This window comes from Roseateles asaccharophilus (genome assembly GCF_031458115.1).
Classification (GTDB): Bacteria; Pseudomonadota; Gammaproteobacteria; order Burkholderiales; family Burkholderiaceae_C; genus Pelomonas; species Pelomonas asaccharophilus_A.
This window is the reverse complement of record NZ_JAVDXV010000008.1, coordinates 293,244-310,742: the sequence shown is the minus strand read 5'-3', so window position 1 is coordinate 310,742 and position 17,499 is coordinate 293,244. Positions and strand designations below refer to the sequence as shown.

Below are 17,499 nucleotides of genomic sequence, written 5' to 3'. Positions count from 1 at the left end.
GTAGGTCCTGCCGATGCCACCCCACCCTTCAGGCGCGCCGCTGCCTCCCCCCTCTGCCAGCACGGCGCTGGCCTTCAGCGACGCCTGGTGGGATCAGTATTCGCGCCTCACCGAAGAGGCCATGGCGTTGCCTCCTGCAGGACGCGCCGCCTGGCTGGACGATCTCTCGCCCCAGCTGGCACCGCTGCGCGACGCATTGGCCGATTTCCTGCGGCAGCTGGATGCCGTGCAGTCTGCAGGCTATCTCGAGACGCCGGCCGTGCTGTCCGGCAGCGCCGAGCCGGCAGCCCCGTCCCGTCAGGCCGGCCAGCGCATCGGTCCCTACACGCTGCTGCGGCCCCTGGGCACCGGCGGCATGGGCGAGGTCTGGCTGGCGCAGCGCGCCGATGGCGCCTACCAGCGCGAGGTGGCGCTGAAGCTGCCGCATGCCCACCTGCTGGTCGGCCGCGTGCGCGAGCGCTTCCTGCGCGAGCGCGACATCCTCGCGCGGCTGACGCATCCGCACATCGCCCGCTTCTACGACGCCGGCCTGGACGACGACGGTCAGCCCTACATCGCGCTGGAGGCCGTGCACGGCACGCCCATCACGCAGTGGGCTCGCGAGCACGGCCTTGATCTGGCCGCGCGGCTGGACCTGTTCATGCAGGTGGCCGACGCGGTCGCGCACGCGCACAGCCGGCTGGTGGCCCACCGGGATCTCAAGCCCGCCAATGTGCTGGTCAGCGCGCAAGGCGTGCGGCTGCTGGATTTCGGCATCGCCAAGCTGCTGGCCGACGGCACCGCGGACAACACCGCCCTGACACGGGCAGACGCACGCCCGGCCACCCCTGCTTACGCCGCACCGGAGCAATTGACCGGTAGCGCGGTCACCGTGGCCACCGACGTCTATGCACTGGGCGTGCTGCTGTTCGAGCTGCTGTGCGGCCGCACGCCGCAGGCTGTGCTGACCGCACGCGCGGCCTCGGGACTCGCCGCGGCCGACCTGCTGGCATCCGCCTGCGCCACCGATGACCTGGCCCGCGAGGCGGGCCGCACGCCCGGCGTCTGGCGGCGCCAGCTGCGCGGCGACCTGGACGCCATCGTCGCCAAGGCCTTGCAGCCCACGCCCGAAGCCCGCTATGCGTCGGTGGCGGATCTCGCGGCCGACCTGCGCCGCCATCGCACGAGCGAGCCCATCCAGGCGCGCCGCATCACGCGCTGGACGCGCTTCGCCAAGGCCGTGCGCCGCCATCGCGGCGCCGCGCTGATGGCTGGGCTGCTGGCCGTCAGTCTGCTGGCCGGCCTGGGCGGCGTGCTGTGGCAGGCGCGCGAGGCACAGGCGCAGGCCCGCCGGGCCGAGGCAGTCAAGGCCTTCCTGCTGTCGGTCTACCGCGCCAACGACCCACGCATCGCGTCCGACACGCCGCGCGGACAGATCAGCGCCAAGGCCTTGCTGGACGCCAGCGTGCGACGCATCGACGATGCATTCGGCAACGATGTGGAACTGCGCATCGAGCTGCTGCGCACCGCCGCGACCATCTATCGCGAGCTGGGTGACGAAGCCTCGTTCGAGTCCCTGCAGGCGCGCCAGCTCGCGCTCGTGCGCGAGCATTTCGGGCCGCTGCACGACAACATCCTGGACGACGCCGTCGAACGCGCCGCCCGCGCCGCGGCGCGCGCCGACCCCGGCTGCACCGAGTTGCTGCAGCAGGCCGACACCGCGCTGCGCGACGCGGGCCGCGATGTGCACCCGCTGCGCGCCCACTGGTGGATGGCGCAATCGGTGTGCCTGCGCCAGCAATCGGGCACGCAGCCCCAGCGCCAGCAGGCGCTGGAGCAGGCGCACCGGCTGTTCGAGCAGGCGCCGGCCGCCGAGCGGGGTCGTGTCACCGTGCTGATGGAACTGGCCAGCGAAGCCACCTATGCCGGCCGCTACACCGATGCGATCGCACTGAACCAGCGGGCGCTGGACGCGGCGCAGGCCAACCCGGAACGCGACGATGCCGAGGTGCAGACCATCCACGCCAACATGGCGCTGACGCTGCAGCAAAGCGGCGACCTGGCCGGTGCCGAGGCCGCGTTCGGCAGGGCCGCCGCCATCGCCGAACGCACCACCGGCCCCGAGGCGCGCACCGCCTGGCTGCCGGCGGCCCGGCGCGCCCGCACGGCTCACCTGGCCGGCGCCCGCGAGCGGGCCATGGGCCTCTTCGAGGGTGTGCTGACGCGACTGCCACCCGAGACGGCCGCTGACCCCGAGGCCCAGCAGGTGCGCGAGGACTGGGGCGAGCGGCTGGCCGCCGAGGGGCGCCCGGAACTCGCCATCCCGGTGCTGGAGCGCATAGCGCGCGCCTACCTGCGCGCGCCGCCCAACGACTTCGCGCTGCGCCGCGTGCGCCGCCATCTCGGCGATGCCTATGCACGCGTGGGCCGAGTCGATGACGCCCGACGCACCTTCCTGGCGGCAGTGGCCGACTTCGAAGCCCATGACCCAGCTGGCAGCCAGCAGCCCACCGCCGCGGCACGCGAACGCTGGGGCCGCTTTCTGCTGGCGCAAGGCGATGTGGCCGGCGCGCAGGTGCAGTTCCGCGCCGTCGTCGAGCGCGCCGGCAACCCGCGCTGGTCGCACACCGCACTGGCCCATGCCGGCCTGGCCCGCGTGGCGCTGGCAGCGGGCCGCACGGCCGACGCAGCAGCGCATGCCGACAAGGCCTGGGCCACCTGGGACCAGAAACAGGGCTTCTTCGACATCCGCATGGAGCCCTATCTGCAGCGCGTGCGCGCCGCGGTGCTGGCCGCGCAAGGCCAGGCCGCGAACGCCCAGGCGCTGCGCGACGAGGCCCTGGCCGCCAGCCGCCGCTATGACGCCCCCGACGCACCGTCGGCACGACAGCCGCTGCACCTGGATCTCTAGGCGCCTGTCCGGTTCGGTACTCGCACTGCGTTGGTTGTGCAGCGGGCCTCGCCATGCGCCCCGCCTCAACTTTCAGGAGTGACCATGCTTTTGTTGCTGCCCTCGGCGCGCCAGTCCGCCGCCTGCGCCGTTGCCGCCCTGTCCTGCCTGGCCGCCGCGGCCGATTCGCCCGTGCCCGCCGGGTGCGAGCGCGTGGCCCAGGCCAGCATCGCCACGCTGGCCGCACCGCGCTACCACCAGCGCGTGCAAGGCCAGGGCGAGACGATGGAATTGCTGCGCGTGGACGGCCGCGTCTGGCAACGCATCGGTGACGAGGGTTGGCAGGTGTCGAAGATGGGGCCGGCCGTCTTCGAGCGCGCGGCACACAAAGCCGGATCCTTGCTGGCTCGCTGTGAGCGCACGGGCAGTGACCGCGTCGACGGCGTCAGCACCGAGGTGTGGCGCGTCACGACCAAGCCGCTGGGCGGCAGTGCGCCCAGCGTGTCGCAGATGTGGATAGGCGCCAGCGATGGCCGCACCTACAGAAACAGCGGCGGCGGCGTGGAGACCCGCATCCGGTACCAGGGCGTGGAGGCGCCGCGGTGACCCGCGCCGTCAGTTCGCTTCCAGCCACCCCATGGCCGAGGCGATCAGCTCGCGGGACTTGTTGAAGACCTCGTCGTTGCCGTACTGGCGGAAGTAGCACTCCACGTGCATCACCAGCGCCAGGTGCAGCAGGTAGAGCCAGCAGCGGCGCAACTCGGTGGGCGTGAACTCGGTCTTGCCGTAGCCGCGCAGGCTCTCGGTCACGCCGCCCCAGCACAGCGCGCGGAATTGCGCTTCCATCAGCGGATCGGCCCACAGCGCGCGCTCGAAGTCGATGATGCCCGTGACGTGCCCGTCGCTCACGAAGAAGTTGGGGTTCCAGGCGTCCCAGTGCACCAGGCAGGGCGTGGTGACCTCGTCCAGCGCGTCGGCATGTTTGTGCACGGCGGCGCGCAAGGTCGGGTAGCCGTAGTCAAACACGACCTGCTTGTTGGCGGCGTCCGCGAACACGGCATCCATGATCTTCAGGAAGGCCGCCTTCCACGTTTCGGCCCGAAGTTCGGCGTTGCCGTCGTAGCCGAAAAAGCTGCCGCGGAAGCTGTTGACCTCCCGGATGATCTTGCCGATCTCGCGGTCGATGGCCGCAACCTGCTCCAGCGGCAGCGTGCCGTAGACGTGGTCGAGGTTGTCGCCCGCGATCTTCTCCATGAAGAAGTAGCTGGAGTCGCACGCATCGTGCGCGTCATCGTAGAACAGGACCGCGGGCGCCGGAATGGCTGCGTTCTCGCGCACCAGCCGCATGGTGGCGACCTCGGTGGCCATGATGTCGCTCTCGTAGCGCATCACTTCAGCCGAGGCCGCCGGCGCGATCTTCAGGATGACCTCCCGGCCGTCCGCCAGGCGCAAGGCATAGGCGGCGTTGAACCAGCCGTCCCTCAGCTCGCGCACGGCGTCCCCGCCCTCGTCCAAGCCCATTCCCTTGAACGCCTTGCGCGCCATGCGCTCTATCTGCGCGCGGGTCTTGGCGTTCTTGGTCCGACTTTCCATGCGGGTCTCCGTCCGGGGATGACAACGTTGTTTTCTCGATTGTGCACGATTGCTAATAAAAACATGCACGATTAAGATGAATCCATGAACCAGGACATCCCAATCGCGCGTCGCGACGTCATCACCCACCGCCTCGGCCAGGGAGAGTCCGTCGTCGCCGCCGCGCTGGCCGCCGAGTTCGGCGTTTCCGAGGACGCCATCCGGCGCGATCTGCGAGCCCTCGCCGCCGAGGGCAAGTGCCGCCGCGTGTACGGCGGCGCGCTGCCGGTGTCCGGCCACACGCAGCCGATGTTTGCCCGCATCGACAAGGACCGCCCTCGCAAGGAGGCGCTGGCGCGTCGCGCCGCGGCGTCCATCCTGCCCGGCGAGACGCTGTTCCTGGACGCCGGCAGCACCAACCTCGCGCTGACCGAGTTTCTGCCGGAAGACCAGGAGCTGCTGGTGGTGACGAACTCCATCGACATCGCCTCCGCCGTGCTGCGCCGGCCCGACCTGCGCCTGCTGATGCTGGGCGGTATGGTCGACGCGACCGTCGGTGGCTGCGTCGATACGGTGGCCGTGCAGGCCGCCACGGCCTTGCGCATCGACAGATGCTTCCTCGGCACCTGCGGCATCGACGCGCGCTTCGGCGCCACGGCCGTGCTGCACGCCGATGCGGTGTTCAAGCGCGCGGTGCTGGACGTCACGTCGCACTGCGTGGCGCTGGCCATGAACCACAAGTTCACGGCCAAGGCGCCGCACCGCGTGTGCCCGGTGGCGGAGATCGAACTGATGGTGGTGGAACACGACGTGCCCGACGACCACATCGAACCGCTCCAGACGGCTTGCCCCGCCATCGTGCGCGCGGACCGCCCCGGCGCCTGAAGCCACCCTCCCCTCTTCCTTTCCGTTCCGGAGCCTGTTCATGAGATCCACACCCACGCCCGCCCGCAGCGAAGCGCTCAGCGACGAGGCGGTGCGCGCCCGTGCGGACGCGCTCATCGCGCAGATGACGCCGCAAGAGAAGGCGGGGCAGATCACCCAGTACTTCGACTTCCTCAACGCGCCCGAGGAAGCCGCGCGCGTGGAACAGGAGGTCGCCGCGGCGCGCGCCGGGTCACTGCTGTTCGTGCACGACCCCGCGCAGCTGGACCGGCTGCAGCGCATCGCCGTCGAGCAGACCCGCCTGAAGATCCCGCTGCTGTTCGGCTACGACGTCATCCACGGCTTGCGCACCATCCTGCCGGTGCCCATCGCCATCGCGGCGAGCTGGGACCCGCTGCTCGCGGAGCAAGGCCAGCGCGTCGCCGCGCGCGAGGCCCGGGCCGTCGGCATCCACTGGACGTTCGCGCCCAACGTCGACATCGCGCGCGACCCGCGCTGGGGTCGCATGATCGAAGGCGCCGGCGAGGACCCGTACCTGGGCAGCGTGATGGCCGCGGCCCAGGTCCGCGGCTTCCAGGGCACGCACATCGGCAGCCCGGGCCGGCTCATCGCTGGCCCCAAGCACTTCGCGGGCTATGGCGCATCCATCGGCGGCCGCGACTACGACGAGGTCAACCTGTCGGACAGCGAGCTGTGGAACGTCTACCTGCCGCCTTTCAAGGCCGCGGTGGACGCCGGCGCCGGCAACATCATGAGCGCCTACATGGGCCTCAACGGCGTGCCGGCCACCGGCAGCCACTGGCTGCTGACCCAGGTGCTGCGCGAGACCTGGGGCTTCAAGGGCTTCGTGGTCACCGACGCCGGCTCGGCCCATGACCTGCACACCCACGAGTTCGCGTCCAGCGTGCCAGACGCCGGCGTGCGCGCGCTGCGCGCCGGTGTCGACATGGAGATGGCGCCGCCGTTCGGCATCTCGGCCTTCCAGACGCTGCCGCAGTCGCTGGCGGAGGGCCGGCTGTCAACGACCGAACTCGACGACGCCGTGCGGCGCGTGCTGGAAGCCAAGATCCGCATGGGCCTGTTCGAGCAGCCCTATGTGGACCTGGACGAGGCACAGCGCGTCCTGAACGACCCCGAGCATCGCGACGTGGCGCGGGTGGCCGCGGAGCGCACGGCGGTGCTGCTGCGCAACGACGGCGGCGTGCTGCCGCTGGACGCTCGGGCGCTGAAGTCGATCGCCGTCATCGGCCCGCTGGCGGACTCGGCGCGCGACACCGTGGGGCCGTGGGTGTTCGACCAGGACGACAGCGAGACGGTGACGCTGCTGGACGGCATCCGCGCACGGGCCGGCAGCGGCGTGCGCATCGAGTATTCGCCGGGCGTCACGATGCCCGCGCGCCTGCACCGCTCCATCTTCGACTCCGGCCCGCACAAGGCAGGCCCGCGCGTGGAGGTGGACGACGACGCCGAGATCCTCCGCGCCGTCGAACTGGCGCGTGCCGCCGACGTGGCCGTCCTGGTGCTGGGCGAGGGGCAGATCATGATCGGCGAACACGCGTCGCGTTCGTCGCTGGACCTGCCGGGGCGCCAGCAGGATCTGCTGGACGCGGTGATCGCGACAGGCCAGCCGGTCGTGGTGCTGCTGATGAGCGCGCGCCCGCTGGACCTGAAGGGCAGCCAGCCTGACGCGCTGATGGGCATCTGGTACCCCGGCTCGCAAGGCGGCGCGGCGGTTGCCAGGCTGTTGTTCGGCGATGTGTCGCCGGGCGGCAAGCTGCCGTTCAACTGGCCGCGCAACATCGGCCAGATACCGTTGCCCTACGCCCACCTGCGCACGCACCAGCCCAAGACGGCCGAGGAGCGCTACTGGAACGAGCCGAACTCGCCGCTCTACCCCTTCGGCTTCGGGCTGAGCTACTCGAGCTTCGAGTTCTCCAACCTGCAACTGGACCGGTCCGAGGTGGCCGTCGGCGAGGCCATCCGCGTGTCGGTGGATGTCAGCAACACCGGCGGCCGCGAGGCGGATGAAGTGGCGCAGCTCTACATCCACCAGCGCCACGGCACCGCCGCACGCCCGGTGCGCGAGCTGAAGGGCTTCGAGCGCCTGACGCTGGCGCCGGGAGAGAGGCGAACTGTCAGCTTCACGCTGAAGCCGCAGGATCTGACCTACTGGGCCGCCTCCACGCGCAACTTCGTGCAGGACGCCACCGTCATCGACGTGTACGTCGGCGGCAGCTCGACGGCTGCGCTGAGCGGCTCGTTCGAGGTGCGCTAGCGGGAGCGGGCGGGATCACTCCCGCCCATTGCCCCGCGTCTACGCGTCAGACGCGCTCGCCCACCCAGGCGGACACGGACGCCAGCGCGCCGGCCAGCGCCGCCGGCTGCGTGCCGCCGGCCATGGCCATGTCGGGCTTGCCGCCGCCCTTGCCGCCCACCTGCTGCGCGACGAAGTTGACCAGGTCGCCGGCCTTGACCTTGCCTATGCTGTCGGCGGTCACGCCGGCGGCGATCTGCACCTTGTCGCCGTCCACGGCCGCCAGCACGATGGCCGCGGTCTTCAGCTTGTCCTTGAGCTTGTCCATGGTCTCGCGCAGCGTCTTGGCGTCGGCGCCTTCCAGCTTGGCGGCCAGCACCTTCAGACCCTTCACGTCCACGGCCTGCGCCAGCAGCTCGTCGCCCTGGGCGGACGCCAGCTTGCTCTTGGCGGCAGCCAGTTCCTTCTCCAGCTGGCGAACCTGATCCAGCACGGCGTGCAGGCGGCCTTCCAGCTCGGCGGGCGCGGTCTTCAGCGTCTGCGCGGCGGACTGCACGGTGGATTCCAGCTGCTGCAGGTAGGCCAGCGCGTTGTCACCCGTCACGGCCTCGACGCGGCGGATGCCGGCAGCCACGCCGCCCTCGGCCACGATCTTGAACAGGCCGATGTCGCCGGTCGCCTTCACGTGCGTGCCGCCGCACAGTTCCTTCGAGCTGCCGATGCTCAGCACGCGCACGGTCTCGCCGTACTTCTCGCCGAACAGCATCATCGCGCCGGACTTCTGCGCGTCATCCAACGCCATCACCTTGGCTTCGGCGCCGGCATTGGCCAGGATCTCGGCATTGACGATGGCCTCGATCTCCCGGACCTGCTCGGGGCTCAACGGTGCGTTGTGCGCGAAGTCGAAGCGCGTGCGCTCGGCGTTCACGAGCGAGCCCTTCTGCTGCACATGCGTGCCCAGCACCTCGCGCAGCGCCTTGTGCATCAGGTGGGTGGCGCTGTGGTTGCGCACGGTCTTGGCGCGGCGCTCGGCATCGACCTTGGCGGCGAACACATCGCCCACCTTGACCGAACCCTCGACGACCTGGCCGTGGTGGCCGAACACGTCGGCCTGGATCTTCAGCGTGTCGGCGACGACCACGCGGGTCGTCGCGTTGCGCAGTTCGCCGGCATCGCCAACCTGGCCGCCGCTCTCGGCGTAGAACGGGGTGTGGTCCAGCACGATGACGGCATCGTCGCCGGCCTGAGCCTCGTTGACGGGGGCGCCATCCACGTAGATGGCCGTGACCTTGGCGGCTTCGACGGCGAGATCGCTGTAGCCATGGAACTCGGTGGCCGCGCCGCTGTAGGCCAGGCCCTGCGCCATCTTGAACTTGCCTGCGGCGCGGGCGCGGTTCTTCTGCTCTTCCAGCAGCTCGTTGAAGCGCGCCTCGTCCACCGTCACGCCGCGCTCGCGGCAGACGTCGGCGGTCAGGTCGACCGGGAAGCCGTAGGTGTCGTGCAGCTTGAAGGCGGTGTCGCCATCGACGTTGCCGCCCTTGGCCAGCGCGGCCTCGAGGATTTCCATGCCGGTGGCGATGGTCTGGAAGAAGCGCTCTTCCTCCTGCTTCAGCACCTCGGTCACGCGGGCCTGGCCCGCGCGGATCTCGGGGTAGGCGTCGCCCATCTCGGCGGCCAGCGCCGCCACCAACTTGTGGAAGAACGGCGTGCGCGCGCCCAGCTTGTAGCCATGGCGGATGGCGCGGCGGGCGATCCGGCGCAGCACATAGCCACGGCCGGCATTGCCCGGGATGACGCCGTCGACGACGGTGAACGAGCACGCACGGATGTGGTCGGCGATGACCTTCAGCGACGGGCTCGTGGCATCACAGTCGCCACCACCGGCTGCGTCCACGGCGGACTTGGCGGCCGCCAGCAGGTTCACGAAGGTGTCGATCTCGTAGTTGGAGTGCACGTGCTGCAGCACGGCGGCCAGACGCTCCAGGCCCATGCCGGTGTCCACCGACGGCTTGGGCAGCTTGTGCATGACACCGTCTTCAGTCCGGTTGAACTGCATGAAGACGTTGTTCCAGATCTCGATGTAGCGGTCGCCGTCCTGCTCAGCCGAGCCCGGGGGGCCGCCGGCCACTTCCGGGCCGTGGTCGTAGAAGATCTCGGTGCAGGGGCCGCAGGGGCCCGTGTCGCCCATCATCCAGAAGTTGTCGGACATGTAGCGCGCGCCCTTGTTGTCGCCGATGCGCACGATGCGCTCGGCGGGCACGCCCACCGTCTTGTTCCAGATCTCGTAGGCCTCGTCGTCCTCTTCGTAGACGGTGACCCACAGCTTCTCGGCCGGCAGGCCGAAGTTGACCGTCAACAGCTCCCACGCATAGCTGATCGCGTCCTTCTTGAAATAGTCGCCGAAGCTGAAGTTGCCCAGCATCTCGAAGAAGGTGTGGTGGCGCGCCGTGTAGCCGACGTTGTCCAGGTCGTTGTGCTTGCCGCCGGCGCGGATGCACTTCTGGCTGGTCGTGGCACGCGTGTAGGCGCGCTTGTCGAAGCCCAGGAACACGTCCTTGAACTGGTTCATGCCCGCGTTGGTGAACAGCAGCGTCGGGTCATCGCCCGGCACGACGGGGCTGGACGCGACGATCTGGTGTCCTTTCGACTCGAAGAACTTCAGAAACGTCTGGCGGATCTCGGCGGCTTTCATTCCGGGGCTTCCTGGAAAAGGTCGGTGACAAAGAGGGGCGATTGTAGAGAGGGGGCTTTACGTCCCGCGGGTAGAGTGGCCTCCAATACGACTGGAGAAGCCCCCGATGGACGCAAATTCCCCGCTGGACGCCCTGGAAACCCCCGCATTGCTGCGCAACCAGGCCCTGATCAATGGCGAATGGGTGAACGGCAGCGCGAGCTTCTCCGTGACCGATCCGGCCACCGGCCGTGAACTGGCCCAGGTACCCAACCTGGGCCGTGCCGATGCCGACACGGCCATCGCCGCCGCCGCCAACGCGCTGAACGCGTGGCGCGGCAAGCCCGCCAAGGAGCGCGCGGCCGTGCTGGTGCGCTGGCAGCAACTGCTGGTCAAGCATGCCGATGACCTGGCCCGGCTGATGACCGCCGAGCAGGGCAAGCCCATGGCCGAGGCGCGCGGCGAGGTGGTCTATGGCGCCAGCTTCCTGGACTGGTTCGCCGAGGAGGCCAAGCGCGTCTACGGCGAGACCATTCCCACCACCGACCCGACCAAGCGCTACCTGGTCATCAAGCAGGCCATCGGCGTCTGCGCGGCCATCACGCCGTGGAACTTCCCGCTGGCGATGATCACGCGCAAGGTGGCACCCGCGCTGGCCGCCGGCTGCACCGTCATCATCAAGCCGGCCGAGGCCACGCCGCTGACGGCGCTGGCCGTGGCCGAACTGGCCCAGCGCGCCGGCATGCCGTCGGGCGTGCTGAATGTGCTGACGGCGGACTCGCAGCAGTCCATCGAGATCGGTGAGGTGCTGTGCGCGAGCGACGTGGTCAAGCACCTGTCCTTCACCGGCTCCACCGAGGTGGGCCGCATCCTGATGCGCCAGTGCGCGCCGACCATCAAGAAGCTCAGCCTGGAACTCGGCGGCAATGCCCCCTTCATCGTGTTCGACGACGCCGACCTGGATTCAGCTGTCGAGGGCGCCATCGCCAGCAAGTACCGCAACGCAGGCCAGACCTGCGTGTGCGCCAACCGCATCTACGTGCATGCCGGCGTCTACGACGCCTTCCTGGAGAAGTTCGCGGCCAAGGTGAGCGCGCTGAAGACCGGCAACGGCTTCGAGAGCGGCGTCCACGTGGGCCCGCTGATCGACGATGCCGCGCTGCAGAAGGTCGAAACCCACGTGGCCGACGCCATCGCGCTGGGCGCCAAGGTGCTGGCCGGCGGCAAGCGGGTGGAGGGCGCGTCGGGTCACTTCTTCGAGCCCACGCTGCTGGCCGACGCAACGTCGGAGATGCTGTGCTCACGCGAGGAGACCTTCGGTCCGGTCGCGCCGGTGTTCAAGTTCCAGACCGAGGACGACGCGATCCGCCTGGCCAACTCCACCGAGTTCGGCCTGGCCAGCTACTTCTACAGCCGCGACATCGGCCGCATCTTCCGCGTTGGCGAGGCGCTGGAGTACGGCATGGTGGGCGTCAACACCGGCCTGATCTCGACGGCCGAGGTGCCCTTCGGCGGCGTGAAGCAATCGGGGCTGGGCCGCGAGGGCGGCCGCCAGGGCATGGACGACTATGTCGAGACCAAGTACCTGTGCCTGGGTGATATCCAGAAGTAGCCGCAAGCCTTCCAACGGACATGAAAAAAGGGCCCCTTGCGGGGGCCCTTTGCCAATGGCGGCCGCTTGTGGCGGCCCATAGTTCTTTTCTTATCAGAACTCGTACTTGGCAGTGACCTGCATGGCCCACGACGATTCGCCGCGGGTCTGCTTGTTGATGAAGTCTTGAGGGTCGTTGACCGAATAGATCATCTTGCCCGTGGTCGGGTCGACACCAGCGTAACGAACGAACGTACGGCTGTTGCCGGCACCGAACGGTGCCTCGTCGATACGGCCCCAGCGCTTGTTGACCAGGTTGCCGAAGTTCAGGATGTCCAGCGTCAACACACCCTTGTGGTTGTTGAAGAAGCCGGGCACTTCCTGGCTCACGCGCACATCGAAGCTGTTCGTGAACTTGGCGTAGGCCGAATTGCGGCCCACCACGCTGCCCTTGGCGTTGCGCAGCGCCGGCTGGCTGTCGACGAAGGCCCAGAACTTGGCTTCGGCTTCGGCGGCCGTGCTTTGCTGGAAAGCAGACAGCGTGGCGGCGTTGGTGATGGTGGAGCCGGTGTTGGGCAGGCGGAACAGCACCTCACCCGAGCCCGGACCCTTGGGCACGTACAGCAGGTCGTTGCCGGACACGCCGTCGCCGTTCATGTCGTTCGCAAACACCCAGCTGTAAGGCCGACCTTCGCGACCTTCATAGATCACGCCGAAGCTGGTCTTGTACTTGCCGAAGAACGCCTTGGACCAGTTGGCCTGGGCGTTGAAGCGGTTGCGGATCAGCGACGCCGAATTGGCGGCCACTTCCTCGTTCGGGTTGAAGACGGCGCGGTTCAGCCAGTTGGAGTTGGACGTGGAGGACGTCAGCGGGCTGACTTCCGTGGCCGACGTGCGGGTGTATGCCACGCCCCAGCCAAAGCCGTTGCGCGTGGGCGCGTTCAGCGACAGGGTCAGCGCATTGCCGCTGCCCTTCTTCGTGCTCTCGACAACAGTGACCGTGTTGTAGCTGCGGTTCTGGTTCGCACGGTTGCTCAGGCAGCCGCTCGGGTTGCTGTCATTGCCTCCGGCAAAGCACAGCGGATTGCGGCCGCCGGCGTTGTAGAACATCTCGCGGCCATCCACCGGCGATGTGCCGGTCGGCGCGCCCAGGTTCAGGTGCTTGTAGTACAGGCCGTCATTGACCTTGGTGTGCAGGAACTCGGCACCCGCAACCAGGCCGTACCAGGGCAGTTCGCCATCCCAGGCCAGGTTCATCTTCCAGACGGAAGGCTGGCTCACGCCGGGCGCGATGAAGTCGACGTTGGCGGCCGGCGGCGTGCCCAAGACGGGTGGCTGCGCGCCGGTGTTGGGCGTGAACTGGATGGCCGAGCAAGGCGTCGTCGTCGCGCTGCAGCTGAAGTTTGCCGTCGTGACGCCGGTGTTCTGGTAGGGGTTGGTCAGCCAGACCGAAGCCGCTGAGCCCATGAACAGGCCGAAGCCGCCGCGGATTTGCGACTTGCGCTTGTCCACCGGGTCCAGCGCGTAATTGAAGCCGAAGCGCGGCTGCACCAGCTTCTCGCCATCCAGCGTGGCGGTGTTGTCGTAGCCGAACACCGACGAGGCCGCGGTATTGGTCTTGGGACGGTCGCCGGTGCTGAGCATGTCGACACGGATGCCGCCGGTCAGCGTCAGGCGACGGGTCACGTTCCAGGTGTCCTGCACGAACGCGCCCACGTTGTTCAGCGTCCAGTTGGCGGCACCGTCGGTCAGCGTGTTGCCGGCCAGCGGCATCTGCACGGTGTAGCTGGTGACCTGGCTGTTGCGCCACAACGTGACCGGGTCGGTGCCGCTGAAGGTGTAGGTGCCCTTGGTATTCTGCAGGAATGCGTTGAAGATCTCGTTCTTCTGCAGGTCGACACCGGCCTTGATTTCGTGGCTGTCCAGCAGCAGGTTGCCGGCGAAGTAGGCGTCCAGCGTCTTGGTCTGCAGGTTGTTGAAGTGACGGCTGGATTCGGTCCCGAAGCGCAGCGTGCGGTTGCCCGTGGCCGTACCCGCGGGTGCAGCCGTCGTCCAGACCAGGCTGATCTGCGGCAGGTCGCTGTTGTTCTTGGGCGTGCTGGTGTAGTCGCGCTGCGACACCTTCAACTCGGTGGAGAAAACGTCGGTCCAGTCGGAGAACAGCTGGCCCACCACCGTTTCGAGGACCTTGTCCTGGCTGTACCAGTGCGAAGACATGGTCAGCGTGTTGTTCGCGAAGCCCGGGAAGATCGGGTTGCTCTCTTCCGACTTCGTGTAACGCAGGTTAGCCTTGTGGTTCTCCGAGATGTTCCAGTCCAGCTTCAGCAGCGTGTCCTTGGCCACCAGCTGCACGCCGGTCGGAATGGCCATGCTGCCGATGTCGATCTTGTAGACATCCTTGGCCACTGCCTGCGCCGCGGCGATCTGCTCGTTGGTGATGCCGACGTTGGCCTGCGGGCTGCCAATGGGGCCGAAGCTCGGGGCGTTGCGGCTGCTCTTCAGTTCTTCATAGCTGGCGAAGAAGAACAGCTTGTCCTTGATGATGGGGCCGCCCAGCGTGAAGCCCTTCAGGTCTTCCTTGAAGCTCGGCGACGTGAAGTACGTGCCGGCCTGGCGGTTGTAGCGGTCACCAGCCAGGCTGGTGTCGCGGTAGACGTAGTAGACGCTCCCCTTGATCTGGTTCGTACCCGACTTGGTCACCGCGTTGATGTTGGCGCCGGTGTAGCCCTGCTGGGTGACGTCGTAGTTGGAGATGTTGACCTGCACCGCCTGGATGGCGTCGATGGAGATCGGCTGCTTCAGCGTCGGCAGGCCGTTGGACTCCAGGCCGAACGTGTCATTGACGCGCACGCCGTCGATGGTGACGGAGTTGAAACGCGCGTTCTGGCCAGCGGCAGAGATATCGCCACGCTCCTTGTCGGTCTGCGACAGGCGCGGATCGGTACGGGCGTAGTCGGCCAGGCTACGGCTGATGGACGCGAAGTTGTCCATGTCGGCACGGCTGATGGCGGTGCCCGAACCCATGGTCGTGCTGCTGATCTTGCTGTTCGCCGTCGCAGCGCCCGTCACGACGACGGTGGCCAGCTGATTCGCACCCAGCGTGAAGTCGATGGCCGTCGTTTCGGCGAGCTGCAGGTAGACGTCTTCTCGGACATCGCGATCGGCGCCCTTGCTGATCGTGACGGTGTAGGGACCGCCCACGCGCAGGCCACGGGCCGTGTAGCGGCCGTCCGCATCGGTGACGAGGGTGTTGGACGAACCGGACTCGCGGTGCAGCACGGTCACCGTGGCGCCGGCCACCGGCGTGCCGGCGCCGGTCATCACACGGCCACCAATGGCAGCCGTCGTGTTCTGTGCCATTGCAGGCGCAGCAGCCACGATGGCGACGGCGGCGCACAGCGCCGATAGCGGGAACGCGGACCCAAACCTGTTGCTCATCCCAATCACTCCTGTTTTTGCGCGCGACCGGCGCAGCTGATGTCGAAATTCGTCACGCAAACGTCATGCGGCCCGGGCCGCAGCATCGGCGTCGTGGCCTCGCCAAACCATCCCGGAAAGGGGTCGGCCGCCACGGTGACGGAATTGTCATGACTTTCTGTGACAGAACTTTACGGGTAAGTCAGATGTGGCTCGTTTTAGACACTTGCGCCCAAGATGCAGGCACTGTCCAAGTGCGCCCGCAAGCGCATTTGCTGCCGCTGGCACGGCCCATCTCGCCCTGCGACGCAGCGTCAAATGCACCACGAAAGTGCATTTCGACTTCTTTGTAAACATTTTTGCCGGATGTCGTGATTTCACGACAAACTCCCGCAACACACCCGTTCCTAAGATGGCCGGTTCCGCCGGCTTCAACTCCACCATGGCCCTGCCCTCCTCCTTGCGCATCGCATCCGTCGCCACCGCGGCCCTTGCTCTGCTGGCTGGTTGCTCCACGCCGCAACCGCCCAAGACGTCTGAACTGACGCTGCTGTCCATCAACGACTTCCACGGCAACATCCAGCCGGCCAAGCCGACGCCGCTGATGCCGCGCCTGCCGGACCCGATAACGGGCGAGGTCAAGGCACAGCCGGCGGGCGGCGTGGCCCACCTGGCCACCGCGATGGCGCAGCTGAAGGCCAAGAACCCCGAGGCCGTCATCGTGGCGGGCGGCGACCTCATTGGCGCGTCGCCGCAGATCTCCAACCTGCTTCGCGACGAGCCCACGCTGGTCGCCATGGGCGAACTGGGCATCGCCGCCAGCGCGCTGGGCAACCACGAGCTGGACTCCGGCCTGCCCGAGCTGCTGCGCCAGACGCGCGGTGAATGCGCGCCCGGCGGCTGCCTATGGCCGGGCTACAAGGGCCCGGGCTTCCCCTTCCTGGGCGCGAACGTGCTGGACGCCGCGACAGACAAGCCGCTGCTGCCCACCCATGTCTTCAAGCAGTCGGGCGGGTGGAAGGTGGCCATCGCCGGTGTCGCCACGCGTGACACGCCCAAGGTCATCGTCGCCAAGGCCATCCAGGGCATCCGCTTCGCCGACGAGGCGGATTCGCTGAACGCGCTGGTGCCGCAGCTGAAGGCCCAGGGCGCACAGGTGCTGGTGGCCGTCATGCATGAAGGCGGTGTCCAGGGCAGGGAGGGCGGCGCCAACGATCCGACCTATGCCTGCCCCACGCTGACCGGCCGCGTGCACGACATCGCCAAGCGCCTGGACCCGGCCTACGCCATCATCATTGGCGGCCACACGCACCAGGCCTACACCTGCAAGATCAACGGCCGCCTGGTCGTCCAGGCCGGCAGCTACGGCGGCTGGATCACCGAGAGCAAGCTCAAGCTCGACGCCAGCGGGAAAGTGCTCGATGCCAGCGCCGTCAACCACCCGGTGCTGCAATCCGTCTACGCGCCCAACCCGGCGCTCGCCGCACTGGTGGCCCAGGCCGCCGCGCTGACCGAGGCCGCGCGCATGAAGCCCGTCGCCATGCTGCCGCGCGGCGCGGTGCGCAACGCCAAGGAGCCGCATGGCGACTCGGCGCTGGGCAACCTGATCGCCGACAGCCAGCTGGCCTTCGCCCGCAAGCAGGGGCCGGCCGACATCGCCTTCATGAACCCCGGCGGCATCCGCGCCGACCTGGTCGTGGAGCCGGGCAAGGCCACCACGATGAGCGACCTGCTGGCCATCCAGCCCTTCGGCAACGAGATCGTCGTGCTGACGCTGACCGGCCAGCAGCTGTGGGACGTGCTGCAGCGCCAGCTGCCCAAGGCCAACGCGTCGCCGCGCCTGCTGCAGCCCTCGTCCACGCTGCGCTACCGCTGGCGCACCGCGGCGGACGGCACGCCGCAGCTGGGCGAGATCCTGGTCGACGGCAAGCCGCTGCAGCGGGACCGCGACTACCGCATCGTCGTCAACAACTTCCTGTCAGAAGGCGGCGACGAGCAGGCCGGGTTCAAGCACGGCCGCGACCGCGCCGTGCTGGGCACCGACATCGACTCCCTGGTGGAATGGCTCAAGGCCAATCCGCAAGCCGTCGAACACGCTGCCCCGGGCCGCATCGTCCGCGAGTAGCGCTAGGGCAAACCTGTCACTGGTTGTAGCGACGCCTGCCCTAGCGTCCACGCGTCGCGGTCCTAGACTCCAAGCAGTCCGGCAACGAACGCCGGACGCCAGCGGTTCGGGGGCG

The 17,499-nt window shown here is 68.3% G+C and carries 9 protein-coding genes; 6 read left to right on the top strand and 3 right to left on the bottom strand.

Annotated elements, in window-relative coordinates; translation table 11 throughout:
* Positions 1–13: 13 nt before the first annotated feature.
* Together J2X21_RS20440 and J2X21_RS20435 are read left to right on the top strand one after the other, a co-directional pair.
* Complete coding sequence (locus J2X21_RS20440; protein ID WP_310331665.1) at positions 14–2,890, top strand: serine/threonine-protein kinase; 2,877 nt, start codon at positions 14–16, stop codon at positions 2,888–2,890.
* A gap of 84 nt (positions 2,891–2,974) precedes the next feature.
* Positions 2,975–3,475 carry a hypothetical protein gene (locus J2X21_RS20435; RefSeq protein WP_310331664.1) on the top strand — a complete coding sequence of 167 codons (501 nt, stop codon included), beginning with the start codon at positions 2,975–2,977 and terminating at the stop codon, positions 3,473–3,475.
* A 9-nt stretch (positions 3,476–3,484) separates the two neighbouring features.
* On the opposite strand, the gene J2X21_RS20430 is transcribed toward J2X21_RS20435, so the two are convergent.
* Positions 3,485–4,462, bottom strand: coding sequence for a phosphotransferase family protein (locus J2X21_RS20430; RefSeq protein ID WP_310331663.1), 978 nt, complete (start codon positions 4,460–4,462; stop codon positions 3,485–3,487).
* A gap of 84 nt (positions 4,463–4,546) precedes the next feature.
* Between J2X21_RS20430 and J2X21_RS20425 the strand changes: the two genes are divergently transcribed.
* Positions 4,547–5,326 (top strand): DeoR/GlpR family DNA-binding transcription regulator, encoded by a 780-nt coding sequence (locus J2X21_RS20425; RefSeq protein WP_310331662.1) that lies wholly within the window; start codon positions 4,547–4,549, stop codon positions 5,324–5,326.
* Between the two features lie 40 nt (positions 5,327–5,366).
* Positions 5,367–7,601 (top strand): glycoside hydrolase family 3 N-terminal domain-containing protein, encoded by a 2,235-nt coding sequence (locus J2X21_RS20420; protein ID WP_310331661.1) that lies wholly within the window; start codon positions 5,367–5,369, stop codon positions 7,599–7,601.
* Positions 7,602–7,647: 46 nt separating this feature from the next.
* Here J2X21_RS20420 and alaS read toward each other — a convergent pair whose 3' ends face one another.
* A complete protein-coding gene (alaS, locus tag J2X21_RS20415; protein WP_310331660.1) occupies positions 7,648–10,272 on the bottom strand; it encodes an alanine--tRNA ligase in 2,625 nt (874 codons plus the stop codon).
* Positions 10,273–10,378: 106 nt separating this feature from the next.
* Between alaS and J2X21_RS20410 the strand changes: the two genes are divergently transcribed.
* Complete coding sequence (locus tag J2X21_RS20410) at positions 10,379–11,863, top strand: NAD-dependent succinate-semialdehyde dehydrogenase (RefSeq protein ID WP_310331659.1); 1,485 nt, start codon at positions 10,379–10,381, stop codon at positions 11,861–11,863.
* 93 nt (positions 11,864–11,956) lie between these two features.
* Here the strand turns inward: J2X21_RS20410 and J2X21_RS20405 are convergent, their stop codons facing one another.
* On the bottom strand, positions 11,957–15,280 hold the full coding sequence (locus J2X21_RS20405) for a TonB-dependent receptor (RefSeq protein ID WP_310331657.1): 3,324 nt from the start codon (positions 15,278–15,280) through the stop codon (positions 11,957–11,959).
* A 421-nt stretch (positions 15,281–15,701) separates the two neighbouring features.
* On the opposite strand from J2X21_RS20405, the gene J2X21_RS20400 reads away from it, so the two are divergent.
* Complete coding sequence (locus J2X21_RS20400; protein ID WP_310331656.1) at positions 15,702–17,384, top strand: bifunctional metallophosphatase/5'-nucleotidase; 1,683 nt, start codon at positions 15,702–15,704, stop codon at positions 17,382–17,384.
* Positions 17,385–17,499 lie beyond the last annotated feature (115 nt).

Coding starts and splice junctions, on each gene's coding strand:
- alaS (WP_310331660.1), bottom strand. CDS start 10,272: ATGAAAGCCGCCGAGATCCGCCAGACGTTTCTGAAGTTCTTCGAGTCG.
- J2X21_RS20410 (WP_310331659.1), top strand. CDS start 10,379: ATGGACGCAAATTCCCCGCTGGACGCCCTGGAAACCCCCGCATTGCTG.
- J2X21_RS20400 (WP_310331656.1), top strand. CDS start 15,702: ATGGCCCTGCCCTCCTCCTTGCGCATCGCATCCGTCGCCACCGCGGCC.
- J2X21_RS20405 (WP_310331657.1), bottom strand. CDS start 15,280: ATGAGCAACAGGTTTGGGTCCGCGTTCCCGCTATCGGCGCTGTGCGCC.
- J2X21_RS20440 (WP_310331665.1), top strand. CDS start 14: ATGCCACCCCACCCTTCAGGCGCGCCGCTGCCTCCCCCCTCTGCCAGC.
- J2X21_RS20425 (WP_310331662.1), top strand. CDS start 4,547: ATGAACCAGGACATCCCAATCGCGCGTCGCGACGTCATCACCCACCGC.
- J2X21_RS20420 (WP_310331661.1), top strand. CDS start 5,367: ATGAGATCCACACCCACGCCCGCCCGCAGCGAAGCGCTCAGCGACGAG.
- J2X21_RS20435 (WP_310331664.1), top strand. CDS start 2,975: ATGCTTTTGTTGCTGCCCTCGGCGCGCCAGTCCGCCGCCTGCGCCGTT.
- J2X21_RS20430 (WP_310331663.1), bottom strand. CDS start 4,462: ATGGAAAGTCGGACCAAGAACGCCAAGACCCGCGCGCAGATAGAGCGC.